This is a genomic window from Halosimplex pelagicum (assembly GCF_013415905.1).
Classification (GTDB): Archaea; Halobacteriota; Halobacteria; order Halobacteriales; family Haloarculaceae; genus Halosimplex; species Halosimplex pelagicum.
This window is the reverse complement of record NZ_CP058909.1, coordinates 2,514,937-2,539,958: the sequence shown is the minus strand read 5'-3', so window position 1 is coordinate 2,539,958 and position 25,022 is coordinate 2,514,937. Positions and strand designations below refer to the sequence as shown.

Here is a 25,022-nt window from a genome sequence, read left to right as displayed (position 1 = left end):
ATCTTTCAGAATGACTAATCTACGTAATCGCGAGTGGCAGTCCATCTACGAGAGTAAACCCGAACAGAGGCGAGCCCACTTAGTCAAGGACTTCTATGAACCTGCACTGGAACGCAGCCAGCAATACGACCGGATTGCGGGCTACTTCTCCAGCACGGCACTTGCGGCTGCTGCCAACGGTATTCACGCCCTCGTCGAGAATGACGGTGAAATGCGTCTCATCGTCGGCACTGAACTCTACGAGTCAGATCGTCCGGTTCTAGAGACGCTCACCGACCGTCTCGAGGAAAACCTTGAGGACCTCGATGACGAACGCTTAGATGCTAATCTCCGCATTCTGGCTCGCCTCCTTCGCGAGGGCCGTATTCATATCAAGGTCGCTTATCCACGCTCCCCCTCCCACGACTGGGAGATCTTCCATCCGAAAGTCGGACTCTTTCACGATAGTGATGGAAACACCATTTCATTCGAGGGTAGCGTCAACGAGACTGTTGGCGGCTGGGCTCGCAACTACGAGCGGTTCAAAGTCCATCGTTCGTGGGTTCCTGAACAGGCGGACTACGTCGTTGGCGACGAGGAGACCTTCGAACGACTGTGGAGTGATGAACACCCCTTCGTCGAAGTGTATGATCTCCCCGAGGCGATCGAAGAGGACATTATCGATTGGAAAGCCCCCGACACCGATGGCGATCTTCAAGAAGCGATTCAAATCGCGAACGGAACTGCCCCGCCGACGGAGCGCGACAAAGCGAACATCATTCAGGATGGACCACTCTCACCCGGTGGACTCGCACTGGCCGAGGAAGCAAGTACAATCACGCCGTGGCCCCATCAACGAGTTGTCTCGGACACACTCGTCAATACGTATCCACAGAGCTTCTTGCTGTGTGACGAGGTGGGACTCGGGAAGACGATCGAGGCCGGTCTTACACTCTCCCGGCTCGGACTCACCGGCGAGCTGGAAACCGGGTTGTTGCTGGTTCCGGCGAGTCTGCAGCGGCAGTGGCAGGAAGAGCTCTGGGAGAAGTTCAACATTAACGCCGTCCGATTCGACCGGGATACAGCGGGCGATCACGTATTCCGGGACGTCCGCGGTCGCGACCACTATCCACCATCGGTAACGGACCTCGACCTCACTGGGGAGCGCGAATGGGCGGACAGCCCCATCTGGCGGTTCCTCTACGAACAGCAGTCGACTGATGCCGATGCATCGTCGCCGTTGGATGGGCCGACTGTCGTCATTATGTCCTGGCACACGGCTCGTCTCGATGACCGGTGGGATCAGGTCGCTCCCTTAGACCGGGTATCCGACCGGTCTCGAGACGTCATCCCGGCAAGCTGTCGCGGACGCGACCACAATACGGAAGACCGGATGGGCGTGTGGGACGCCGTCATCGTCGACGAGGCGCACAACGCCCGCCGTGGCAGTAATTTCTACGCTCTTCTCGAACAGCTTCGCGATTATACACACGCCTACTACCTCCTGACTGCTACCCCAATGCAATTGCACTCTGGCGAACTCTACGATCTGATGCAGTTGCTGGACCTTCCGGGACGTTGGGATAATCGGGATACCTTCATGGAGTTCTTCGAAACCCGAGATGGGCTGTCGCAGGCTCTCGAAGAAGTTCTGGACAACTCTAGTTCGGAGTCTGACGAGACGGAGTCTTCTTGGAACACACAAGCTACGCTTGATGGACTGGAACACCAAGATCGGCTCCCGACGGATCGGCCATTCTCCTCAAAAGTCTTTCAGCACCTTGCAGACGGACTCGAGATAAATGAGGATGGACAGGCCCGTGCTATCGCCAGAGAGCGTGTGCTGACCGCGTGCCGGCTTGCACGAGCCTATGGAGACGCCTACGACGCCTATCTTGACCATGTCGACGATGCGATGGAGGATTATGACATTGATCGCTTCGAGGCAAGCGAGGATACGAAACTCAAACGGCTCCTCTATCCTGAAGACGCCGACGAGTGGTTGATGGCGTCCCGCAGCGACCGACAGGACGCACTTGACGAACTCTCTCCTGGTGGTTGGCAAGTCATTCGCGATGTTCTCGCGGAGTCCACGCCTGTCGACGCGCTTATCCACCGAAATACACGAGATACCCTTCGGAAGTACGAGGCCGTCGGTCTCCTCGACACGACTGTTCCAGACCGTAATCCCGAACAACGGAAAATCGAACTCACCGAGGAGACACGGGCGGTCTACGACCAGATCGACGAGTACACACGTGAGTTCTACAAGCGAGCTCAACAGACTGACGAAGCCCAAACACGTGCTATCGGGTTCGTGATGACCACGTATCGGCAGCGACTCACGTCGAGTGTCTATGCGATCAGTCAGAGCTTGAAGCACCGGCTTGAGACACTTCGGGCGCAAAGAACCGTACTTGCTGGTCGAGAGCGTGCTCGTGATCGGGATTATGGTGATGCGGAACAGGTCGTACTCGAAACGCTACAAAACGCAGACTTCGATGACGGGGATGTTCTTGATGAGCTTGATGCTAGTAGCGACGACTTGGATCTCTCTGAACTCATCCCAAGTGTGACTGAAGAGGGGAAACAGCTTATCGAGGAAGAAATTGAGGCCTTGGAAGCGTTCGTTAATGACTTAGACCGGGTTGATACTGACCCAAAGATTCAGCAGTTATACGACGATCTCGATGAGTTGGACCGTGCTGGTCATAACCGGGTGATTGTCTTCACGCAGTACGCGGACACAATGGACTTTATTCGCAACAGTCTCACCGATCTTCTTGGAGCGACTATTGCGACGTACTCTGGGCGTGGTGGCGAGCTGTACGACCCTGATTCTGAAACTTGGGAACACGTCGGAAAAGAGCGTGTTAAGCGCGAATTTTCACGAGATGATGGGCAGGTCGATATTCTCGTGTGTACTGACTCCGCGAGCGAGGGGCTAAACCTCCAGGAGTGTGGGGCGCTCATCAACTACGACCTGCCGTGGAATCCAATGAGGGTTGAACAGCGCATCGGTCGGATTGACCGCATCGGCCAACGGTTCGACGAGATTCGTATTCTCAACTACAGCTACGAGGATACGGTTGAGACGGACATCTATGATCGTCTTGACGACCGAATTGGCCTCTTCGAAAACGTCGTCGGTGAGATGCAACCCATTCTCTCTGGTGTTAGCCAACAGATTCGGGATGCAACATTAAATGCGCCTGACGATAGCACCCAGTCAGCTGTCGAATCGGCTGACGATGAATTTTCTGAGCAGCTTGAAGACCGTGATCAGAGCGACCGAGTTGATGTTAGTGAGTCACTGGAGGATGTTGATGATCTTGTCGCAGATGATGTCGTTGATGAAGCTAAACTTGATGCATGGCAGTCTTATAATCATCCAGACATTGTGGACGTCGGCGAGGAGGAGTACAGGTACCAACCCCCATTTAGGACGGAGAGCCTCCAGTCAGTATTGGTCGGTAATACCACGCTTGCTGAGGCCGGTATCGTATTCACACCGGTCCACGAGATCGATTTTGAGTTTGATGATGGGAATTTCGAATTTGCGGACAGTACTTTCCGTCTTACTGTTGGCGAGGTCCCTATTGAGGTTTCAGCAGGTGATGAGAAGCAGACAATCGCACAAGCGATCGCACCTGCTTCTGGGGAAGTTGCAGTAACGTTCTCAGCTGTATGTGCTGACGAGTTCCCCTCTTTACAGTATCTTGCGCCAGGCCACCCGCTTCTACGGGAGGTTCTTTCACTGCTACAGGATAGGAGTGGAGAGTCACTGCGTCTTCATCAGCGAGTCGCTACACGCCCTGATCAAGAACGAGTGCCACTGGTTTGTGGGTGGGGAAGAAATGGTGTATTCACTTGTGTTGCTGATGATGGAACGGTAACTGAGAATGGGTCGATGGATGATTTACTCTCGTGGTCTGATTACTTCCTCGAAAACCGAAATAAATCAACTAATTCACCGTAAATTCAGCATTCTTCATACCGACGGCAGTTATTGAGGGGCCTCTATTCTTTTTCAACTATCTAAGCATGGCAGCCTCAAGTTGCTATTTTGATGTGGTGCTCCAAGCCAGTCATAGAGCGGCTCTTACCGGAGAAAACGTGGAATCTCACTCCAAACCAGGGGTCCTTCCCGCCAGTCCAGAATTCGGTTACTGTAGGATATCTTCAGGGGATGAAACGCTCTCCAGATTCTGCAGGCGTGGGTCTTCGGCGAGTGTAGCTGCAAGGACGATCGCTGGCCTGTGGTTAAGTTCGTGGTCTTTCTTGATACCACGACGGTCGCCACGACCCTTCCGTTCACTGATAGTCACGCCGAGGAACTCGAGTTCGTCAAGGAGGTCGGAGACACGCTGGTATCCGAGGACATTCGATTCGACGTCCTTCGCGACGGTCTGGTACCGGTCGTAGACCTGGGATGTAGAGACCGTCGACGTCCGGCCGTCGAGTTGCTTCGCGAGCGTGTAGAGAACGAGCTTCGCCTGATCCGGGAGCGTACTGATGCTCTTCGAGAGGAGGTCGGCCTCCACCAAGTCCCGCGCTTCGTTTACGTGATTCTCCGTGACGGTTTCGTCCATGTTTCGGCGGGCCATCATCCCCGCTTTGTTCAGGAGTTCGATCGCCTTCCGTGCGTCACCATGTTCGTCAGCAGCGAGTTCTGCTGCTGCCGAGATCGTGTTCTCGCCTAAGACGCCTTCCTCGAATGCATCGCGACGATTCTCCAGGATGTTCTCCAGCTGTTCGGCGTTGTAGGCGGAGAAGACAAACTCTGAACCACCCATCGAGCTCTTGACGCGCTGATTGACATCGCTCTTGAATTGGGTGGTTTTGTTCGAGATGAGGACGATAGAGATGTAGGTGTCGATTTCGTCATTCTCGCGAGCGCGAGACAGCGCGTGGAGCAGTTTGTTGAATTCCTCGAGGAGGTCGATTTCGTCGAGGATGATGACGAGGCCGTCGTAGTATTCGTCGACGATCTCCCAGAGGTCTTCGGTGTACGTTTTCCACCCAACCCCACGCTTCGGCGGATGAGAGATGTTGGACTGGTCTTCGAGACCGTACTTCTCGTTCAGCTCGTCGTAGATGGAGAAGTAGAGTGTACGCGAGGCTCGTGTGATGGTATTGTTGGCGTTGCAGTCGATGTAGATGTTCGTCGCGTGGACGCCGTTATCCTGGGCTCGCTCGGAGATTTTGGTCGATACGTGACGGGACACGAGACTCTTTCCAGTCCCCGTTTTGCCGTAGATCTGGATGTTGTCGGGGACGTCGTTGTAGATTAGGTCCTCAAGGCTGAGGGCGACGTTCGTGATCTCCTCTTGCCGGCCCACAATCCGTTCCTCGTCAGGAACGGTCCCGACTGAGACGAGAGACTTGTTCCTGAAGATACGAGGGGAATTCCCGATCACCTTGTCGACCGAGAATCCGCCGTCGTCTGTGTCGTCCATATACGGGAATCTAACGATGGCTCAATAAATCTACCGCCACCCGGTTTTGAGTGAGTGTAGGTTCGAAACCGCCTGAAGGTTGCGATATTAGGAGATATCGAGTGGTAGACCACACCCCTCGTTTGGAGTGAGGTCGTAGAGTCCCCTCCCCACCCCCAGTTTGGAGTGAGGTAATAAGAATACTGATAGGAGAACACCAGGGGATGACTTCAGATGGCTCCCGGCTTGAGCAAAAAGTCGGGGAAGGCGTAATGTTTCCCCCCACCCCTCGTTTGGAGTGAGCTTCTCAGCGAGTCGAGATAAGTTAGTGGACACCTTTAGACAGGTAAGCCGCAACTAACGATGCTGGGCGTCGAGATCGCGGCGCGAATCAAGAGGACCCCACACCCCCACCCCCAGTTTGGAGTGAGCGTCAGTACCAACTACACCACGTTCATCCTCAGATCCTCCAGTGGAACCAACGATGGATGGACGAGCTGAGGGAACGAAATACAGAGGACACGGCTGTCCGTAGACGTCGTTTCGTATCGAGAGTGCGTACTACTACTACTACTCTAGAAACGTAATTATATAATTAATGGAAACGGCAATAGGGGAAGAATAGAGAAAGGGAAGAGCAGAACGTCTTACGTGGGTAATCGTCCTAAGAGGTGTTTCACGTGAGGTTAGTGTAAGAACACTCTTTATTACAGTCGGCTCGTTCTTGTTGAGTGGCGGCTGGACTCGTCGATGATTGATCTCGTGGATTGCCTTGAGACACTCACTCCAAACCGGGGGTCCCCGTCTTGATGTTTCGAGAGCAGTACCGATCTCACACGATAAGCTGGACGAAGTTGCCTTACCAAGCTATCCGAACGGAGGCGTTGGGATGACTTGGTAAGGTCTTCTCGACCTATCCCGGTGCTTCCATCGCGTTCTTGAAATGTTCAGCACCCGCCCCCCTGTTGCGATGTGTAGACAGAACAGATGCAAGGGGTCAAGCCCAGTACGAACAACGACGAGAGGGGAGAAACTACAGAGGAGAACGTCTAAAACGAAAGAATCCACCAGAAGCGGTCTAGGAAGATCGTCTAGAACGGTTATCATCCTCGTCCTCTCGTCGATAACCGTTCTAGTTGCAGTGCGGTTATGGTTGCTGTTTAGCTGGCATAAGAGTTCCGACTAGTAAGAACTTCTTCGAGAACAGTCGTTAGATGTTCTCTCTTTTCCGTTCTTCGTGGTTTCGGTGGTTTTGGAAGCTCTCTCGATGGACCACCCCCCACACCTTCTTCCGCTCTACACATCGCAAAGGGGGGGTGGGTGGTGTTCACGCCCTATTCGGCTCCGTATCATGAACTCGATATATTCCAGCATCCCGGCACACATCTCATTGGGGTGGGTTCTGACCGGACTCCAGACACTCTACTCATTCACCTCTCCTTCCCAATCCCGGCTGTGAGCTTTGTACCGCCACGATTCAAGCAGTCCCTTCCTCAACCGCAACCGACTACACTTCTCAGGGGGGTGGATTTATGTGTATCGCGACTTAAGGCCGGTTATATGGTGAATACAGACGATGGAACACCACGCCTCTCCGAGATGGTTCGGGATGACGGCGTTGGCATCTTCAAAGATCGAGATCTTCTGAAGACTAGCCGCATCGTTGGGGAGGAACGTATCGTCGGTCGCGACGAGCAGATGTCTACTCTGGTGACGCTTCTCAAGCCTCTTATTCACGAAAGCAGTCCACCGGACATTCTCGTTTACGGTCCGTCAGGAACAGGGAAGTCTCTCATCACGAGCCGTGTCGTCAACGAGTACAAGTCTGCTCTCACGGAACAAGACCGCGATCTCGCCGTAGTCGAAATCAACTGTCAGTGGTTGACGTCTAACTTCCAGGCCTGCGAGAAGATAGCTGAGGGAGTTTCTGACCTCGACCGTGTTGGTGAGGAAATCAGTGTCAGCGGTCTATCTACCCACAAGGCACTCTCCGAGACATTCAACATCGTCGACGACCGCTATGACGCGGCTATCATCATCGTCGACGAAATCGACCTACTCGTCAACCCGGTTAAGTCCGAAGATGAGGAACCTGCATTCTCGGCCCTTCTGTACCAATTGAGCCGAATGGACGACTTGATCGGGTTCGATGATATGTCCGTGATCGCGCTGACGAACTCCCCCGATTTCATGCGCGAATTAGATGGCCGGGCAGAGAGTTCGTTTAACCCTCGCGACGTCCACTTCCCGGACTACGACGCCAACCAACTTCGAGAAATCCTCCGAAAACGGGAAGATGCCTTCTTCCCAGATGTCTTGGGAGGTGATGTTGTTCCTTTATCAGCCGCGTTCGCTGCACAAGATCACGGAGATGCTCGCAAGGCAGTAGACTTGCTTCGGACAGCAGGCGATGAAGCATCGGCCGAAGATGCCGATATGGTTCGGGAAGAGCATGTGCGACGAGCTCAGGAAGAGGTGGAGAAGGATCGAATCCTGGAGATAGCTCACGGGTACAGTTCAGGGAAGAAGACTGTCCTCCTGTCTGCAGCTGTTATTCGGGCGTGGTCGAGTCGTGATATAGAGGCAATTCCGTCGCCTGTCCTGAAGGATGTCTACGACTACATCTGCAAGGCAATCGACCACGACCCCAAATCGAAGGATACTCTCCTGCGGTACATGGGGGAATTCGAGACCAATGGCCTGCTGGACTCAAGCATCAAAAGTCGAGGTCTCGGATCGGGTATCTACAAGACGTTCAAACTGAATCGGCAGCCGGAGTATCTTGTCGAGACGCTCATGGAGAGAGATAGCCGGTTCGATGGTGCGATGGAGAAGAAGGACCTGGTCGCGACGAAGGTCGACAAGGCTCTCGAGGACTTCTACGATTAACCGCTGTCTGGTAGAACACCTGCTTGTTACACTTCGCAAAAGGGGGGTGTGGTGCTTTCGCTATCCTGCGATCGTGAAAGTTGGTTTTATAACACATTCTTTGCGGGGGCTGGTTCAGATAGCGGGACTGATTACACATCGCAAACGGGGGGTGGTGGATCAGACTATACACATCGCAAACGGGGGTGCTTGTCTATTGGTTACTACACATCGCAAAGGGGTGGCTCTACTGCTCACTACACATCGCAAAGGGGGTGTCCTTCGGTAACCGGAATCGGCTACTCGGTCAGTCGCTGGAGGACAACCGACTCACCTACGTCTGGCATCTCTTCAGCTGAGACAGTTCGTAGGACGACCGTCTCGCTATCAACGTGGACGGCTTTTGCTCGGATCTCTGAACGACTCTCTAATTTCCCCTCGATGCTGTCGAGACTCGATTCGATGTCGCGGAGGGTCTGTTCTATCCCACCCGGAGTGTTACCCGTATCAACGGGTTCTGTAGCTGGCTGCGCGGCAGCACCGTCCGTCCGAACTTCCTTCCCGGAAGGTGACTGACCGGTCTCGGGGCTGATGGGGGCGCTTTCCGGTCCGGGTTCGGGTGAAGCGGTAGTTGAGTACTTGTTGTTCTGGCTGTCGTGTTCTGACAGCTGCGTGAGCCTATTTGGATAGATTCCCTCCTCTTCGAGGTCGACGTCGGTCCTCTCGAATGAGACCGACGACGGTTGGACTGCTGAAAGTGAGACAGTTTGAGAGTCGTTGCTGAACTTCTTGATCACTCCGTCGCTCACCCAATGGGGAGGGCTCCATTTTCCGTCCTCGTACAGATTGAAGGTCTTGTTGCTCTTCGGAGCCCAGACGATCGTGGAGAATTGGTCGCGATACCGTTCTAGGCCATCCCCGGTTTGGTGCGTAACTACGACCTGTTTCGGGTCAAGCAACTCCACGGTATTCTCGATGGTCTCCATCGAAGGGTGGTTGACCAGGACATACTGGTTGGTAGTACACCGACTTTCTGCGATCTCGCTTCGGTTACTACTGATGAGCTGAATCAACCCAGCGTTTGGGTCGTCCCTGATTTCGTCGAAAAGGAGCTTCGACCCACCGCTATTCGGAATGTCTGGGCCACTCACAGTGATGCAGCCAGCCTCGACGACCTCTGCTGGGTCATACTGCTGAATTGCTCTGACGTTCGGCACGTCGTAGCTGAGAGCATCGTAGAGCTTCGCCGCTTGCCCAACGATGTTGACCTGGAGGGACTGCGACGATCGCTTGACCGCGTGGCCCAGGAGGTATGAGAAGTGGACACAGTTGAGCCCCGAGGCGGTAACGAGGGTTGGCGACCCGGAAACCCCTTGCTGGAGAGCGTTATCCACAGCAGACGTGATGGAATCCCTGAAGTCGTTCGACGTCGCTCCAGTGAGGATCAACGTGTCCGTATCGTGGAGTGATAGACCGGGATACCCAGCCACCTTGCGCCGGGTGAAATCACCGGTGATGAGAATCGTTTCGGTCCCATTTCCGGTGTCGAACTCGAGGTAGAATGCCGTCGCCCCAGGCGTGTGTCCTGCCGGAACTGGGGTGATGGTAAGGTTGTTCCCTATCGTCACGCTGTCGGCGATTGGGGTGACTGCTGAACGGATCGATTGTCTGTCGAAATTCTGTTCTGCGTTGGAATTCGCCTCTGAAAGGACCGTATCGAGTATCCTCTCGTTCTCTTCAGAGGTGTAGATCTTCGCGCCGTCGCGAAGGTTCTCACCAAGGGTACTGTAGTGGTCGAGGTGAAGATGGGTCAGGAGTACCCCGGTCAGGTATTCGTTTTTGTCCTCGTCGATGAGCGAGTCGATGTCGACACCTTCGCCGGCGTCGACGAGGAAACAGACTGTCTGGTTGTTTAGTACCCCGTCGATCTTCAGAAGGACGGACGTGTTACTCCGGTTTGCGTACTGAAAACTGATGTTCATGGTTTCGTTGTTCTGGGTTGTGGTTCGAAGTTGCTTGCCTGAGAGAGGTCATCTCTCTCAAACTCTATCCTTCAACTTCTCCGGGAGGCAAAAACTGTCTTACCCCCGAACCTTACCAAGACGTTCCAACACAGCCGTCTGAATCTCTTGGTAAGGTACCAAAGCAATAGCTGGCCGCTTGGTTCTGCTGTTCTCGGTGCGTTTCTCGCTCGCTGTCGCCTTGTGGTTACTGTTGCTGCTTGAATGGTAGTCCGTTCACACCATGACCCTTGCGCCGATGCCTCCGATGACGCCCACTGTGAGCATCAGGCCGGCGATGAGTGGGGAGAACCCGAGTGCGATGGCCCCAGCGACGAGCCACCCACCGAGGAGACATCCTGCGAGGACGCTCCCTTGGAGTCGGGCTGCTTCGCTGTCCTGGTCGATGAGTTCGCTGATCTGTACCATCCGGTCGTTGATGCTGTCGCTTGCGGTGCTGTTGGACATGGTTAGTCACCTTGCGTAGCGGCGGCTCGTTGCGGTGTCGGTCGGTAGTACTGCTTTTCCCACGCTGCTCGCTGATCGAGAACCTGCTCTCCTTCGTCAGTGATCTCGTAGATGTTGGTGCGGTCGTCGAACTTGTCTTTCTCGATTAGCCCGAACTCGTCTAACTTGTCGAGGTTCGGGTACAGCCGGCCATGATTTACTTCACCGTCATAGTAGTCCTCCAGCTCCTCTTTGATGGCCAGCCCATGTGGTTCATTTAGTCCAGCGAGGACATGCAGCAGATCCCGCTGGAAGGCACTGAGCTCTTGCATCGCATAAAACGATATTCGGGGGAGCGTTATAATAGTTCGGTGCGATGAAGGGTCACTGGACTGGAAATTTTGGTAGCTGAGACGCGCTTACACTGTCTCAACTATGTCAATCGTCTGCCCCGACGCCTGTAGTACCCGAGTCGGTGAATGAATCCAGCGTCGGACTACTTCCGAGGAGCAGCTCTTCACAGAGGGACTCTGCCGTGTTGACTGGGACAGCGTTGCCGATCTGCTTCACCGTCTCTGTCTTGTTGCCTGTGAATTCGTAGTTCTCGAAGCCCATCGCCGCAGCCAGTTCTTCGGGCTTGAGCATTCGGAAGTTGATGTCGATACCGAGCGGGAATAGCTCGGGAACACATAACGCGAACCGTTCCTTTGTGGTCACGGTTGGGAGAGGACCGGTGACAGGTTGGGCCGTCCCGTTTCCGTAATACTCGACCAGATACGGCTCGATGAGACCGCGCTTGATGGCCGATGCCGGGATCGTTGGGTGGGGTTCACTGATGTCGTGGGTGCGTGGACGCTGGCCTGACCGCTCACCGTAGAAGGGGACCAGATAGGGTGTAACGGTGTACCCCTGATCGATTCGGCCTGCGACGATGGTGTGCAGCGGCTTCTCCAGGTAGCTCTTGTTTGAGAAGAGGCCGCGCTGTTTTCCGTTTTTGGGGAGGACGAACGGCGAAGCGGTGAACTTGCTGATTGCTCCCCGGCTTGCGACGGTCGGGAGAGGGTTCTCTGTTACCGGTTTCGCCTGTGCCCCTCCGTGTTGGCCGAGGACCATCGTGTTTGGCCGTAGAAGAGAGATCTTTCCACTCGTACAGACGGTCGGCGTGGGCCGTTCATCGACGGCACGGGGGACCGAGTTGCTGTGCTGGCCCAAGATGTAGGGGGTACACAGCGCGAACTTCTCACCACCGGAGGTGATAGTGTCGAGCGGTTCTGTGATCGGCCGAGCTGTGGACGTCCCGTAGTACTTGACGAGGAAGGGCTGGGAAACCGACTTGGCGACCAGTTCGGCGTCAGCTGCAGGGACGATGTTATCACGCATTTCGTAGACATCATCGCGTCCGATGTTCTCCAACACATCCGCGAACGGTTTGAGAACATCGTCACCGTGACGCCGAACCCCCTCGGCGATACGCTGCATCGTCGTGTTCTTCAGGGGTTTCCGACGGCCGTCCTCGAGGTCACGTATCCAGACTGACTCGCCGGGGTCGCTCCAGTCGATGATATCTGCAGCAGTTCGCCACTCTTCGGTGTCCGACACATTTCCGTTCTCACTGTGCGTCTGCCTGGGCCACGAAACGCCGCTGTCCTTCCGGCCAGCAACGAACAGCCGCCGCCTCGATGTCGCATCGCCGTAGTCGGCAGCGTTGAGAATCTTCCAGTCGACAGCGAAGCCCTCGATATTCAGCGCGTTGATCCAGTTGTCGAAGTACTCTCCCTTTTTACTTTCAATTACTTCGTTATTGGAATCAAGAGGTCCCCAACTGCGGAACTCGGGTACGTTCTCGAACAGCAGATTGCGGACGTCCAGCCTCTCAACCCAGTCAAGGATTTCGCGCGGCGTTGCCCGCGAGTCTGGGTCTTTCGGGCCACCGCCACGGGCACTGGAGAAGTACGTACAGTCAGGACACCCGATAAGTAGATTGATCGTATCGCCCTTCTGCAGGTCTGTACGTTCGTCCTTCACGATGTCACGCGGACGGAGTTCCTGAATTTCCGAGTGGAAATGGGTCGCCCACGAGTAGTTCTTGCTGTGGGTTTCGATCGCGCAACTCCAATGGTTGACTGCGATGACTTCAGCGATCTCGTCGACGGGTTTGCCGACCTCTTCGGCGATCCGGCTGAGAACCCGGATAGCACCCGAACTCATTCCTCCAGCGCCGGCGAACAGGTCGACCACGACGATCTTCTCGCCTGCTTCGATGGTCTCGAAAAGGGTGGCTGCGGGTCCAGTTCTGTTGATCGTACTTTGCGAGTCCGCGTCTGCGTTTTTAACTTCCATAGATGTGTGTCTGAGTGATGGGGATAATGCTCACCAGCGAGCGGTGAACATCCGAAACCGTTCGTTACGCTTGCGCTGAACCAGTATCAGGATTTTCCTCTGGCTCCTCTTCGAAAACGTCGTCGATGGTGATTGGGCCGTCGCGGTACAGACTTCTGAGCTCGGACTCGGTCAGCGAATCGAAGTACTCCTCGGCTGCGTCTTCGAGTTCTTGATCGCTCAGTTCTTCCGGGGGCTTGTCGAACTCTTCGGTCACCGAATCAGCGAGTACCGCGACGAAATTGATTCGGTGGTTCATACCGCAGTCCCCCACTCTGGCGACTCACCTTCGTCTGGTTCTACGATGGCTGTCGGGGAAGCCTGTTCCCACTCCGTATCTTCTAGTGCCTTGACCATCGCTTCCTCGAGGCTTCCGTAGTTCTGGTTGTAGACGATGTAGTTCGTGTCTGGAGCTGCTTCATCGTCGAGTTCCCAGTCTGGGTCCGCCTGCGAGTTGACGAATACCTCGCGGTCGGCGTCCCACTCCAGCGTACAGGAGACCCATCGCGAGGTCTCAGCGTCGACGTCAGGATAGACCGGTTCGACTGCGGTGATTGGGGGCACGTCGCTGTCTCCGCTCGTGCCTTCCGGGACTGCAGGCCAGTCTCGCAGTCCTTCGTTTGCCTGCATTGCGAAGACAGTTGCCACGGCCTTCGGGATCTCGTTCTCGATTCCTTTCAGAGGTACTTCGCCGTGCTTTAGGTCGAGAATGGCGTCACTCCCCACGTCGAGGATTTCTTTCGTCGCGTTGTTGAGAGCGAACGCTTCTGCAGGATATTCGGCACACAGGCGATTGTACGCTGTTCGTGCGATTCGAACCGTCTCTTCTGAGTAGACGAATTCGATCCGTACGTACGCATATCCTTCTGCGACCAGACCCCAGTCGTCATCGTTGACTGGATTTTCGACGGGCAGGTTCAACCTGTCGGACGCTTCATCTATGCTCGGGACGTAAATGACAGTTCTTTCTCTGGGCATAATTTCAGGTATTCAGGGTTCTACTACCCTTTCTGACCCCTTCACTCCCTTTCGGGTGATACAAACCCTCTTTATGAGAGCCGGGTCGAGAACAGCCAGCATCACCGTTCCTCCCCTCTACCTGTTACCGGGATGGTAAGTCGGGCAGTTTGGGACGCAGTAAGTCTGTTCCAAATCTGGCGATCGGCAGAACTGTTCTGTACGATATTTCGGGAAAGCGCATTGAGCTGGGGGAGGCTGCCTGATACTACTGGTCTACTCGATGGTTGTTGAGTAACTGTTCTACTCCTGCGCGATGCTCTGGTCGCGTCGTTTGGAGTATGGAACGAACCGTTTCTTCGGGGAGATAGTTGATCGTGAACGGGACCTCGCGGAAGATGGACTGGAACATCATCCATCGGAGGTCTAACTGCGTCTCGCCTAGTGGTGGAAGCATGTATTGCGGCCCGGCAGCGCGGTCCTGGTCCTCGTATCGAATCAGGGCCTTCGTCGTGTCTCCGATCTTCCATGCCGTAGTTGCCTCGGTTTCTCGACTGTATCGGTAGAGCGGGGTTACCGGCAGTGACGTTAGCAGTTCCTCCGCAATTTGGTCCGGGACTTGGTACGAAAGTACGGGCCGCCCTCGCTGTTTTTCGGGTGGGAGGTCCGTGTACTCGTTGAGGATCTCTTCAGTTGTCGCGTGCTCCCCATCGAAATAGTCGACGTCCTCGTTCAATTCTTGCGTGAGTGGGGCTGTTCTGCTCTGACCAGCGGTTGATGATGCTTGACTCATAGTGACTCCTAACCAAACTCTACTCCACTCTACACCGAGGGGGAAAAACACACTCAAAAGAGCCGGTTCAGCTTGGGGCTACGGGTCGGTTACGGCGCTGCGGCTTCTTCGTTCGAGATGACTTCCCAGCTGTCGGGGGAGATGGTCTGCCCATCGAAGGTGCCCGCTTCGGGATAGGCCGTCGTGACGAGGATCTCTGCGGTGTTCTCGAGGTACTCGATCATGTGCCGGATGTGCTCGGCGGCAAGCTGACCGATACCGTCAAGGAGGATGCACGGGACTCGTTCGTCGACGTTGAACGTCCGGTACCCGGCGAGGGCCGTGACGATCCCGACGAGTTCGCGTTCACCTTCGCTGAGGTTCTCCACATCCGTCGTACGTCCTTCGCGGGCGAGGTTGATCTCGAACTCGACAGAGTCGTCGGGGTTCTTGATCTTGTTGAGGAACGCCCCATCGAAACCGGGTGCGAACGTGCTGATGATGTCATCCATCGCGTCGTCGAACTGGTCGACGAGTTCGTCGTACTTCTTCTCCCGGCGCTGCTTCAGTTCCTCCAGTTCCTCTTTCTTCTCTTCCAGTTCTTCCTCGACCTCGTCGCGGTCGCTCGCCTCATCTTCCAGCCGGTCGAGTTTGTCTTTCGCACGGCTGAGCTTGTTCTCCGTCGTCCCGATCTTCTGCTGGACCGTTTTCAGTTCCGAACTGTGCTCTTCTTCTTCCTGTTCGGCCTCCTCGTATTCCGCTTCCAGTTCTTCGACCTCCCCCTCCAGTTCCTCGATCTCATCTTCGAGATTTTCGACATCGCGTTCGTCTTCTTGGATGTCGACTTTCAGCTGTTTGACCTTGTTTTCAAGCTGCTCCTTCTTCTGGCGGTTCGACCGGATCTCCTGTTTTCGTTCTTGAATTTCGTTGATCTCCTCGTCCAGCGAAGCCTTCTCATCCTGAAGCGACTGCTGCTTCTCCTTGATGGCCTGGAGCCGTTCTTCGACGTCCTCCTCAGTTGTGTCCTGGCCGCAGACGAAGCAGTCGAAGGTATCCCCCGAGATACTTCGGTCGACGTCGGTGATAAGAGCCAGTTCGTTCTCATCGAGGACTGCCTTGTTGCTGCGGTAGAGGTCTCCGAGCAGGTCGATCTTGAGTTCCAGTTCCTCGACGCGGTCTTGCTTTTCGTCGATGTTGGTGTTGAGGTCCAGTTCTTCGGGGACCTCCAGGTCGTCGAGTTCCGCTTTCTTCTCTTCGAGCTGTTCCTCACGTCGGGCAATCTGCTTTTGAAGCCGCTCCAACTGGCTCTCTTTCCGATCCAGTTCCGATTGCTTGCTGGTGAGTTCGTTTCGAAGGTCGCGCTGCTCGGTGTCCTCGTCGACCTTCTCCTCCAGCTCGTCACGCCGGTCTTTGAGTTCTTCGAGCTCGTCTTCGAGTTGGGTGACTTCTTCCTGTGCTGGCGGGAGCTTCTCTGTTGCTTTCTCGGCCTGATCCAGTTCCTCTTCGATGTCGACGATGTCGCTTCGGAGATTGTCGATACGAAGGTCGATGTTCTCGGTTTCGAGCGGCTTTTTCAGCAGTTCGGTGAGCCGCTCCTGGTCTTTTTCACGGACGGCCGCGCGTACTGGGTTGTCCTCACCGAGGAAGGCGAACAGACGAGCAGCGACCTGATCCTGCTCATCTGTGAGATAAGTTTCTCCGCTTCGGGAGACTGTATTTCCGTCGACCCCCACTGACCGTTCCAGGGTCGTCTTGTAGGTGGCGTCTTCTGTTTCAAGGGTTACGTGACCCTCGTCCGCCCCCTCCATGAGTGGGTGTTCTTCCCCGAATTGTCCCGTTGTGCCCATCACCGTCTGAATTGCGGCAAGAAGGCTGGACTTCCCTTGGAAGTTGGAAGCCTGGATGATGTTGGGACCAGCACTGATTGAGGCTTCGCCGAGGCGAATGCCTCCGATGTTCTCTATTTCGAGGTTCCACATACACCGTCATTAGGTAAGACGGGTAATAAAGGGACCGGTGTAACCCCCTCTCTTATGCGGAATGAAGCCTCAGAAATGCCAATATCGGCTGATTTAGTGTTATGAAACTCATCGCTTATCGTTAGTCTACAATTTAGCAGATAGACGCGACGAGAAACGGTAGAAACTGAAGGTAGACGAGTTAGGACGGGTTCGCTGTTGTCTTGGTTTCTCTCCCGTCGTCACCGTCGATATCGTCAGCTTGAATATCGCCGTCAGTATCGGAATGGTCCGCGCAGATGTAACCGCGCTTTTTCGCCCGGCTGAACCGAGTTTGAGTAGAACATTCCGGGCAGGAAAGAATGATTGGTGTCTGAATCTCGGCTTCGGTTCCATTGGGAAGCTCCCCCTTGCGCTCGAGAGACCGAAGTACGTCGGCGACGTTTTTCTGCATCGTGTCGCGGGCGTACTCGATCTTATCTTCTTCCCAGTTGCTATCGGAGTCGCTTTCGGTGTTCTTCTCGGCCTCAAGGCACTGGGTGAGGTGCCGGTACATAGTCGACCGCTTGGCGAAGTCGTCCAGAAGCTCCTCGCCGTCGATCCCGTCATCGGCGAGATCGTCGATGATGGCCCCCCGAGTGACCTCATCGTCTGAGTTGAGGGCTTCAAGGTCAGACTCCAGCTGGGTCTCGATCGCCTTTCGGCCGTGTTCTGAGTAGACCTTCTTCAGAATTTTTTGGTTGAACCAGTGTGTGAGTGGACGAGTGGCTGTCTCTGGGAATTCGTTTTGCCCAAGCCATCGGGCCTTGAGACTGTCATTCAGATCACCCCCTATGACACTCTCTTGAAGATGATATTTATCGATAGTCTTCCCAATCTTGCAGCAGTGATTCGTCATGAGGCGTGTACCCAAAATTCGGCCTCTGTGTATTCAACCTTTGTGGTTATGGTCGATTCAGTTATGCGAGCGATTACACAGGACTGTGCAAATATGGTAAACTCGGTGTATTAATGTAATATTAATTGGGTGTCGCGGATGCCGCTGCTGGGGGGCGTCTAGTTTTGTATGAACGAGAGCTTCGGACCTCTAATCCAGCGACGATGCGGCGGGCTCGAGAGTAGAACCGGTGGCTACAGTCGGGGAAGTAACACTTTCTTCGTCCATTCCCTCCTTGAGGAGATTCAGCGATCCCTCACAGTTGCAGACTTGCTTCTCTAGCATTATGACACGTTCCATCAGTGTCATGTCACAGTCTTCGGTCAGATTCGTCCAGTGAACCCGCTCTGAGCAGTTCTCGCAGCGGAATTCCTGAGGAAGTTCGCGATTCTCGATGGCGATCTTGACCTTGTGGATGCAGTGGGCCTGCCTGATCCTTTCTTCGCAGGGGCGGTTCTTGAAGTAGAACGAGTGGTAACTCTGACCGTCTTCCTGTTGGACCGGCCAATCCACAGCGAAGAACTGAGAGATTTCCTCGTCCGGTTCGTCGGTTCGTTCTTGGAGGGTGTTGAACACACGGCCTGCGTCGAAGCTGTAGATGCTGATGACAGCACCGTCGATCTCGAGCTGGCCCACCCTGTAGGTCTCGACTCCTTCTTTGTAGAATCGTTCGTCAGTGGGGGTCGGGGAACAGTCTTTCAGGAGGTAGTCGATGTCTTTCGCGGCTCGCGCCAGGAATCTCGTCGTAGGCGCGTCGATGGCTCCGAAGCTCGTAGTCGTTTGTCCACTACTCATATGGACCCCCTCCACCTGCCAACTGGTTTCCAGCTCCTGGCATAGTAGTTTATTATCCTATAGGAGGGCATAAAGGTGGATGCTGTATTGATTGAATGGTTCGAGGGGCGGATTGGTATTGACTAAACCGGGACTTGTTAGATTACCTTACTAATTCTGAATGTTGTTTTTTAGGCCATCCTAGTAACCGGGTCATTATCGAAAATTATTCCAAGCTTAGGACGTGCCTGATTACGGTTCCGTATTGCGGTTTCACCATCTGATAGCGAATTTACCATCGTCAGACGGAACCCCCTAAATTCCTGCTGTATGAAGCGTGTAGGCACAGTCTGCTGACCGGTACTTTATTGATTAACGGGGGTATAACTTTCGGCAAGATGAGCAAAACCGTCGAGAATTATACAGAAATCCTCACGGAGGAAGGTGAAGACCTCTTCCTCACGAACGGGATGCCGGAGGTCCTAATTTTCGATGACTCCCCCATCGCTGGCGATCTTGCGGGCGAATTAGAACACATCTCGTGGAATCATAGAACCGTTGAATCAGAGGATGAAGCTCTCACACAACTACAGAACGACGGGGCTGACTGTCTCGTCTATGATCCAAACATGCTGGAGACTCCGATCGAGTTTCTCCTTGATCTGCGTCAGCAGTCAGATATCCCTGTTGTAGTCTGGGGTAACGACATTGGAGGGGAAGACGTGCGGCAGATAGCCAGCGTCCCGAATACCGACTACGTGCCGAAGGTTACTGGAGAAAGCGAGAAGGTCTTCTGTTTGTCCTCTCTCAATAAACATCCTCACAATACTCCTTTTGGGCCTGAATCGTCCGCATCTTCTACTGATTGTGACGAAGTTCTTGTCTCGATTGTCTACCACTCTGTCCGAGAGTACTGGATGAATGAACGGATTGAAACGCAGCTAGATGCCATCGAGAACTCCCTCAACGGGATAGCCATCCTCAACGACGACCGCGAGTTCGTCTATACGAACGAAACGATGGTCGACCTCTTCGGCTACGATTCTGCAGAAATCTTACTGGGAAACTCAGCCCAGATGTGTTTCCCCCATCACGAAATTGACCGATTCAGTGAGGATATTCTTCCTGAAGCTAAGTCGGAAGGCGATTGGCGTGGTGGAATAGACTGCCGCAAGATGGATGGGTCTGTTTTCCCTGCTCGTCTCTCCGTGAGCTGGCTTAGCGATGGACAGTACGTGCTCACCATCGAGGATATCTCTGAACAACGGGTCCTCCAGGAGGAACTCGACGAGATACACGAGCACATCGGGCAGGCTTTCATTGCCGTCGATGATGACCTCGGAATCGCCCATCTAAACCATACGGCACAGGCCTACTTTGATCTCCCCGACCAAGACACGATCGTTGGCGAGACCCTCTTCGATTCCCACTTCACCGAGATGGAGGAAGAGCTTCGTGATGGGTTTGCTGAAGTCGACACGAACGACGAAGAGACATCCTTCTCCATCTACTTAGATTCACGTGATAGCTGGCTGGAAACTCGAATTTATCCGTTTGATGGGGGATATGCGCTGTACTTCAGGGATATCACCGAACAGAAGGAACGGCAGAGGCAATTGGATTTGGCAAGGAACTTCATTGAGGAATCCGCCGACGGCTACTTTGTCATAGAAGCTGACTCGGCTGAGATCGTCGATGTCAATCCGACCGCACACAAGTGGCTCGGAATCGGGAAGCACGACCTAATTGGTATGTCGGCCGTCGACATGATCAACAACTATTCCGACGTCGACGGCTACACGATGGAGAACCATTACGAATTCTGCGAAGAGGCAAGGGACGGAGTTGCGGTTCATGAAGCGCAGTACGGCCCCCCAGCGGGTACCATGTACCCCGTTGAGGCCAGAGGTACTTGCGAGACCATTAACGGGACCGAGTATCTCATCGTCGCTGGTCGAAACTCTCAGGAACAACCGCACGAGGCGGGCAAGGATGCTAACTTAGGTGTTGCAGAGTCGTTCCTCGAAGGTTCACCCGATCCGGTTGTCCTCATAGACCCGGAACAGAATGAGGTCATCGAAGTCAACTACCGAACTCTTGAGGTTACTGGGTTCTCCCAAGAGGACCTGGTTGGGTGCCCCTATCGCAAGCTGTTCCCAGACGAAATCGTAGATGAACAATTGGAGAAACATGACGAGGTTCTTAACGATGGTGGGGGGCGATACCGTCGTCTTCCCGATGGCTCGTACGTCCGCCTCCGCACTGAAGATGGCACTATCCCTGTCGAGATCAGCACGACGACGGTCGAGACAGCCACTCAGACGGCGCATCTTAATGTCATTCGCATAATCGAAGAGGCGGTCGATTATGAAGAGTCGTTCCAGCTGGTAAATGAGATGACGCACCAGTTGGGGCGGCAAGAGAGCGCAAACGAGATCGCGAAAACAGCGGTTGATGCTATCGAGAATATACCGCTGTTCGTTGGCTCTGGTATCTATCTCTATGATGAATCCGTTGGCGTTCTTGATATGGTCGCATATAACGAACCGGAAGAGGGGGCCGCTGATGGAATTCAAAGTTTCGAGCCTGGAGATGGCGGGCTCTGGGATGTCTACAGCGAAAACGAGACTCGGGTCTTCAATGATAATGCAACAATAGCTCCCTGTACGAACTCAAGTGGGGAGGTTGCTGTTCCGATCGGTAGTCACGGTGTCTTGTTCGCTTGTTGTGCGGATGAAGTGACGACCGGTGGGATCGTGGAGAACTTCGCGACGGTCGTAGCTTCCAGCATCGAATCGGCGCTGGACCGTGCTGAAAGCATCACGGAGCTCAAGGAACGCGAACGGAAGGCTAATATCCAGAAACAGCAACTTGAGTACGTCTCTGAACTGAATGACAAAATCCGCTCTCTGAACAAGGCGCTCGTTCAGGCGGAATCTAAGGAGGCTATTCGAGAGGCTGTTTGCCATCGACTGGCTGAACTTGACGAATTCGATGGAATCCTATTCACTGAATTTGATGGGGGTAGTGACACTGTCGAACTGAATGAATCGACAGGCGTGCCTGAAGAGTTCCTTGATCGGCTCCCGCTTTCTGATGGGTCGGAAAGCCTACCACCAACCTCACGAACGGGGGCAGAACAAGAGGTCGTTGAAGTGTCGAATATCGCATCTAAAGCCCAGCAGGAACGGTGGGCGAATATCGCTCTCGAACACGAATTCAAGTCGGTGATTTCCATCCCGCTTGAATACGATGACATCTCGTACGGGTCCCTCACGATATACAGCGATCTCTCGGAGGCCTTCGATGGGAGAACCAAGGATGTCTTGGAGGAGCTCGGCTCTCTTGTCGCGTATGCGTTCCACGCCGTCACGTCTCGTGCGGCTCTTGGGTCGAATAGCGGTATCGATATGACGTTCAACATCGACGATTCTGGTGGACTACGGGAGTTCGCGGCTGATCTTGATACTGCACTCACGGTCCAGAACGTTATCCCCGCGAACGATGATGACTACTTCCTCTTGCATTGCCATATCGCAAATGTGGATTCTGAAGACGTGGTTTCCACTGTCGAGGGGACGCAAGGAGTCGATGATATTCGTATGATCGGCGAAGCAGAGTCGGGGATCTACGAGCTAAAGATAGAGGAACCGGGTAGCGTCATCAAAATTGTCGACTTAGGAGTTTCCTTCGAGTCAGCGGTAGTTTCTCCTGAGAATATTGAGGTGACTGTGACACTCCCGACAAACCGGGATCGGGGGGAGTTCATCAAAGAAGTGGAGAGCCAGCTGCCGACGACGGCTAAACTTCAGGCATCCCATGAGGATATCGAACCGGATACGATACCGTGGGCTCGGATGCTCCGTGGTTCACTCACCGAAAAGCAGGAGACGGCGCTTCGGACTGCATACCACGTTGGGTACTTCGACTCCCCAGCAAAAACGAACGGTCGCGAACTCGCGGAACGGATTGGTATCTCTCAGGGAACGATCTCGTACCGTCTCCGAGCGGCACAACGCAATCTGTTCGGGACTATGTGGGATAGCAGTCAGCAAGAGCCGATCGCTCAACCGACTTCTGAAAACTAAGCAGGCCGGTTCTGGCTACTGGGCGTCTTCTCTCGCTTTCTGCCGCGCTCTCTGTAACACTTCGTCAAGGTTCTCCTCGATGCTGATGTCGAGGACAGCTTGGAAGAAGTGCTTGTGCTTTTCGACGATGATGCCATCTTCGCGCTTCATCTCACGCTTTAGGGTGCGGAACTCATCGTCGAGTTTGTCGCTCTGGCTCGGTTCAATGTAGTAGGTACTGCCGTCCCAATCCTCCCGGATGTTGATTTCTTCCTCCTCTCCAGGTTCTTCGGTGGCAGGTTCGCTACCGTTGCGGTTCTGACTCCCAGTTTGAGACCCGCTATCTTGGGTGGGGCTTTTGCTGCTCTCAGTTGATTCAGGAGTCGACGTTTCTGATTCGGACTCGGAAGTATCTGCTTCGGCAGCCTCGCTATCGTCTTCTTCTTCTTCATCGAGCAGTTCGGTTCGGTCTCGAACCATTGTTATGCCTCCTTGGGTTGAAGCTGTCCGAAGGCTTCCTTGACGCCGTCGGCCATCTCTGCGAAGGTTTCACGTTCTGTGGACTGGTCGTTCGTGTCTTCCCACGTGTAGATGTCCTGCCCATTGTCCCACGCACGCTGGATCGCAACGGCCATGTTGAGCTTGAAGAACGGGACGCGGGCTTCCCACTCGTCCTCGAACTTCTCGAGGAACTTCGCAGATTGGCCGTCCTGCCGGTACATGTTGGCGAAGAGGCCGACGATCGCCATCTCGGTGTCGTCGAGTTCCTCGACTTCTTCGACCTGTTCGATGAGCTGGTCGAGTGCATTTCGAGAGGTTGCGTGGGTCTGTGCCGCGATCAGTACGTTCCGGGCTGCGATGAATGCCGCGTCAGTAAGGACTGATAGGTCCGGGGGGCAATCGATGACGATGTAGTCGTACTCGACTCCCCGCTCGGTCATGGCCTCCAGTTCCTTTTTGAGCGCATCACGGGAGTTGCTCTTTGCCATCCAGTCTCGTGCGAGGCTCATGTCTGCGTGGCTCGGCACGAGGTCGTAGCTCAGATGCTCGTAGTCGTCCTGGTGGATGATGAGGTCCTCGATGGGGACGTCTTCTGCTCGCCGGTGATCCGCCAGCAAGTCGAGCAAGTTTGCGTCGTCTGTTTCGGTGACGTTCGGGAGGTCGTGTTTCGGGTTCTCCGGTTCGTCATCAGGTGCCTCTCCGAGTCCGAGCCCGTTGGTGAGGTCTCCCTGGGGGTCCATGTCGATCGCGAGGACTGAGTTTCCTCCCTGGGCCAGTGACGCAGAGAGGTTGATCGTCGCAGTCGTTTTTCCGGTTCCACCTTTCTGATTACCGACCGCGATGGTCGGCACTCCAGCCGGCGACGGTACCGCCCAACCGTTTGTGGCTTGACCTGCCATACACGAGTACTTGACTCAATGATTCATAAACCTTCGTAAGACGTAAATACGCAAAATACACGAGCGGAAATAAGGGGTGAATACCCGCGCAGTCTTGCGATTAACGACTCAATGATTCGTTGATTTTAACCCGTCCAAAAGACGTGATTGAATCAATGAATCAACGACATAACCACCATTTTTCTCTCCTTCTTTGTGAGCAATACACCGTGACTGAATCAACGACTCGTTGAATCCACGAATTCCGTACTACACGCTTCATGGAGATGTGATTCAACGGTTCATCGAGTACTTGCTTCGGTCACTCCACGCTTCGGCCACTCCACGCTTCGGCTACTCCATCACTTGGTGAGTGGGTGATGTGGTGAGCCGTTGACTCGTTGAATCGTGGAGTTGTTGAAGAATGCACTCTGTGAGTGTGTTACTCGCTGAGGTGTTGACTAGCCGAGTTCCGTAATTGGTGATTCAGTCATTCCTGCACGTAACGACTCTCTGATTCGGCTACTCCAAGATTCCGACACTAGTTCACTCGGCGAGCAAGTGATTTGATGAGTTGGGAACTCGCTCACTTGAGTAGTCCTCGATTCACCAAGTTTGCTACTCTGTTACTCTCTTGTTCATTCAGTTAGTCTCTCAACGAAGTAACGACTCCACGATCTACGTTGGTGCCAGCTGTAATCATGATTTGGTTCACTCGTTTACTTGCCGAGTCATTGAATCAACGAGTAGTTGATGTTTCGTGTGTTGAGTCCTGCGTAATCTATTAGACCATCGAAGCAGAGTGTGGCGTGTGGGCGCATAGTTCAGTGGCAGAACACTCGAACACTGCTGGTCCGCTGAGGACGTGAGTTCGCGCGACACGTTCTCCTGGTAGCGGATTAGCTGTTTGAGAGGCCCTGGGTTCAAGTCCCAGTGTGTCCACTGTCGGTCACTCAAGTGTGCGGGGTTTGGAACGCACTTACTGTGTCCCAGACTCAGATGCTATTGGTTCTCTGTGAATCCCGTAGTAAATAGTAAGTACATCCATCGGGAAAGGTTGAGACAGA

Annotated in this window: 16 protein-coding genes and 1 tRNA gene; 4 read left to right on the top strand and 13 right to left on the bottom strand. The window is 54.2% G+C overall.

Annotation, left to right across the window (positions count from 1 at the left end):
* Positions 1-10 precede the first annotated feature (10 nt).
* Complete coding sequence (locus tag HZS54_RS12580; RefSeq protein WP_179922870.1) at positions 11-3,958, top strand: helicase-related protein; 3,948 nt, start codon at positions 11-13, stop codon at positions 3,956-3,958.
* 187 nt (positions 3,959-4,145) lie between these two features.
* Here the strand turns inward: HZS54_RS12580 and HZS54_RS12575 are convergent, their stop codons facing one another.
* Positions 4,146-5,438: a Cdc6/Cdc18 family protein gene (locus HZS54_RS12575; protein WP_179922869.1), complete on the bottom strand. Its 1,293-nt coding sequence runs from the start codon at positions 5,436-5,438 to the stop codon at positions 4,146-4,148.
* Between the two features lie 1,539 nt (positions 5,439-6,977).
* Between HZS54_RS12575 and HZS54_RS12570 the strand changes: the two genes are divergently transcribed.
* On the top strand, positions 6,978-8,306 hold the full coding sequence (locus HZS54_RS12570; protein WP_179922868.1) for a Cdc6/Cdc18 family protein: 1,329 nt from the start codon (positions 6,978-6,980) through the stop codon (positions 8,304-8,306).
* 278 nt (positions 8,307-8,584) lie between these two features.
* On the opposite strand, the gene HZS54_RS12565 is transcribed toward HZS54_RS12570, so the two are convergent.
* The 10 genes from HZS54_RS12565 to HZS54_RS12520 form a co-directional block, all read right to left on the bottom strand.
* Positions 8,585-10,267: an MBL fold metallo-hydrolase gene (locus HZS54_RS12565; RefSeq protein ID WP_179922867.1), complete on the bottom strand. Its 1,683-nt coding sequence runs from the start codon at positions 10,265-10,267 to the stop codon at positions 8,585-8,587.
* A gap of 255 nt (positions 10,268-10,522) precedes the next feature.
* Positions 10,523-10,753, bottom strand: coding sequence for a hypothetical protein (locus HZS54_RS12560; RefSeq protein ID WP_179922866.1), 231 nt, complete (start codon positions 10,751-10,753; stop codon positions 10,523-10,525).
* A 2-nt stretch (positions 10,754-10,755) separates the two neighbouring features.
* On the bottom strand, positions 10,756-11,064 hold the full coding sequence (locus tag HZS54_RS12555) for a PadR family transcriptional regulator (RefSeq protein ID WP_179922865.1): 309 nt from the start codon (positions 11,062-11,064) through the stop codon (positions 10,756-10,758).
* Between the two features lie 106 nt (positions 11,065-11,170).
* Complete coding sequence (locus tag HZS54_RS12550) at positions 11,171-13,072, bottom strand: DNA cytosine methyltransferase (protein ID WP_179922864.1); 1,902 nt, start codon at positions 13,070-13,072, stop codon at positions 11,171-11,173.
* A 64-nt stretch (positions 13,073-13,136) separates the two neighbouring features.
* A complete protein-coding gene (locus tag HZS54_RS12545; RefSeq protein WP_179922863.1) occupies positions 13,137-13,370 on the bottom strand; it encodes a hypothetical protein in 234 nt (77 codons plus the stop codon).
* On the bottom strand, positions 13,367-14,089 hold the full coding sequence (locus tag HZS54_RS12540) for a hypothetical protein (RefSeq protein ID WP_179922862.1): 723 nt from the start codon (positions 14,087-14,089) through the stop codon (positions 13,367-13,369). The genes HZS54_RS12545 and HZS54_RS12540 overlap by 4 nt, the downstream gene beginning before the upstream one ends.
* Positions 14,090-14,336: 247 nt before the next feature.
* Entirely contained in the window at positions 14,337-14,861 is a 525-nt protein-coding gene (locus HZS54_RS12535) for a hypothetical protein (RefSeq protein ID WP_179922861.1), read from the bottom strand.
* An 89-nt stretch (positions 14,862-14,950) separates the two neighbouring features.
* On the bottom strand, positions 14,951-16,819 hold the full coding sequence (locus HZS54_RS12530) for an archaea-specific SMC-related protein (RefSeq protein ID WP_179922860.1): 1,869 nt from the start codon (positions 16,817-16,819) through the stop codon (positions 14,951-14,953).
* Positions 16,820-17,000: 181 nt separating this feature from the next.
* Positions 17,001-17,696, bottom strand: coding sequence for a rod-determining factor RdfA (gene rdfA, locus HZS54_RS12525; RefSeq protein WP_179922859.1), 696 nt, complete (start codon positions 17,694-17,696; stop codon positions 17,001-17,003).
* Positions 17,697-17,885: 189 nt separating this feature from the next.
* Complete coding sequence (locus HZS54_RS12520) at positions 17,886-18,530, bottom strand: hypothetical protein (protein WP_179922858.1); 645 nt, start codon at positions 18,528-18,530, stop codon at positions 17,886-17,888.
* A 377-nt stretch (positions 18,531-18,907) separates the two neighbouring features.
* Here HZS54_RS12520 and HZS54_RS12515 point away from each other — a divergent pair, with 377 nt between their 5' ends.
* Positions 18,908-22,597: a PAS domain S-box protein gene (locus HZS54_RS12515; protein ID WP_179922857.1), complete on the top strand. Its 3,690-nt coding sequence runs from the start codon at positions 18,908-18,910 to the stop codon at positions 22,595-22,597.
* Positions 22,598-22,612: 15 nt separating this feature from the next.
* On the opposite strand, the gene HZS54_RS12510 is transcribed toward HZS54_RS12515, so the two are convergent.
* The gene (locus HZS54_RS12510) at positions 22,613-23,056 is read right to left on the bottom strand and encodes a DUF8160 family protein (protein ID WP_179922856.1); all 444 of its coding nucleotides are present in this window, start codon (positions 23,054-23,056) and stop codon (positions 22,613-22,615) included.
* Between the two features lie 2 nt (positions 23,057-23,058).
* Positions 23,059-23,976, bottom strand: coding sequence for a ParA family protein (locus tag HZS54_RS12505; protein ID WP_179922855.1), 918 nt, complete (start codon positions 23,974-23,976; stop codon positions 23,059-23,061).
* 792 nt (positions 23,977-24,768) lie between these two features.
* Here HZS54_RS12505 and HZS54_RS12500 point away from each other — a divergent pair.
* Positions 24,769-24,897, top strand: a tRNA-OTHER gene (locus HZS54_RS12500).
* Positions 24,898-25,022: the final 125 nt, after the last annotated feature.

Bases quoted from the DNA above. Each gene is read 5' to 3' on its own strand.
- rdfA (WP_179922859.1), bottom strand. From the start codon at position 17,696: ATGACGAATCACTGCTGCAAGATTGGGAAGACTATCGATAAATATCAT.
- HZS54_RS12515 (WP_179922857.1), top strand. From the start codon at position 18,908: ATGAGCAAAACCGTCGAGAATTATACAGAAATCCTCACGGAGGAAGGT.
- HZS54_RS12555 (WP_179922865.1), bottom strand. From the start codon at position 11,064: ATGCAAGAGCTCAGTGCCTTCCAGCGGGATCTGCTGCATGTCCTCGCT.
- HZS54_RS12580 (WP_179922870.1), top strand. From the start codon at position 11: ATGACTAATCTACGTAATCGCGAGTGGCAGTCCATCTACGAGAGTAAA.
- HZS54_RS12550 (WP_179922864.1), bottom strand. From the start codon at position 13,072: ATGGAAGTTAAAAACGCAGACGCGGACTCGCAAAGTACGATCAACAGA.
- HZS54_RS12565 (WP_179922867.1), bottom strand. From the start codon at position 10,267: ATGAACATCAGTTTTCAGTACGCAAACCGGAGTAACACGTCCGTCCTT.
- HZS54_RS12505 (WP_179922855.1), bottom strand. From the start codon at position 23,976: ATGGCAGGTCAAGCCACAAACGGTTGGGCGGTACCGTCGCCGGCTGGA.
- HZS54_RS12560 (WP_179922866.1), bottom strand. From the start codon at position 10,753: ATGTCCAACAGCACCGCAAGCGACAGCATCAACGACCGGATGGTACAG.
- HZS54_RS12545 (WP_179922863.1), bottom strand. From the start codon at position 13,370: ATGAACCACCGAATCAATTTCGTCGCGGTACTCGCTGATTCGGTGACC.
- HZS54_RS12575 (WP_179922869.1), bottom strand. From the start codon at position 5,438: ATGGACGACACAGACGACGGCGGATTCTCGGTCGACAAGGTGATCGGG.
- HZS54_RS12520 (WP_179922858.1), bottom strand. From the start codon at position 18,530: ATGAGTAGTGGACAAACGACTACGAGCTTCGGAGCCATCGACGCGCCT.
- HZS54_RS12510 (WP_179922856.1), bottom strand. From the start codon at position 23,056: ATGGTTCGAGACCGAACCGAACTGCTCGATGAAGAAGAAGAAGACGAT.
- HZS54_RS12530 (WP_179922860.1), bottom strand. From the start codon at position 16,819: ATGTGGAACCTCGAAATAGAGAACATCGGAGGCATTCGCCTCGGCGAA.
- HZS54_RS12540 (WP_179922862.1), bottom strand. From the start codon at position 14,089: ATGCCCAGAGAAAGAACTGTCATTTACGTCCCGAGCATAGATGAAGCG.
- HZS54_RS12535 (WP_179922861.1), bottom strand. From the start codon at position 14,861: ATGAGTCAAGCATCATCAACCGCTGGTCAGAGCAGAACAGCCCCACTC.
- HZS54_RS12570 (WP_179922868.1), top strand. From the start codon at position 6,978: ATGGTGAATACAGACGATGGAACACCACGCCTCTCCGAGATGGTTCGG.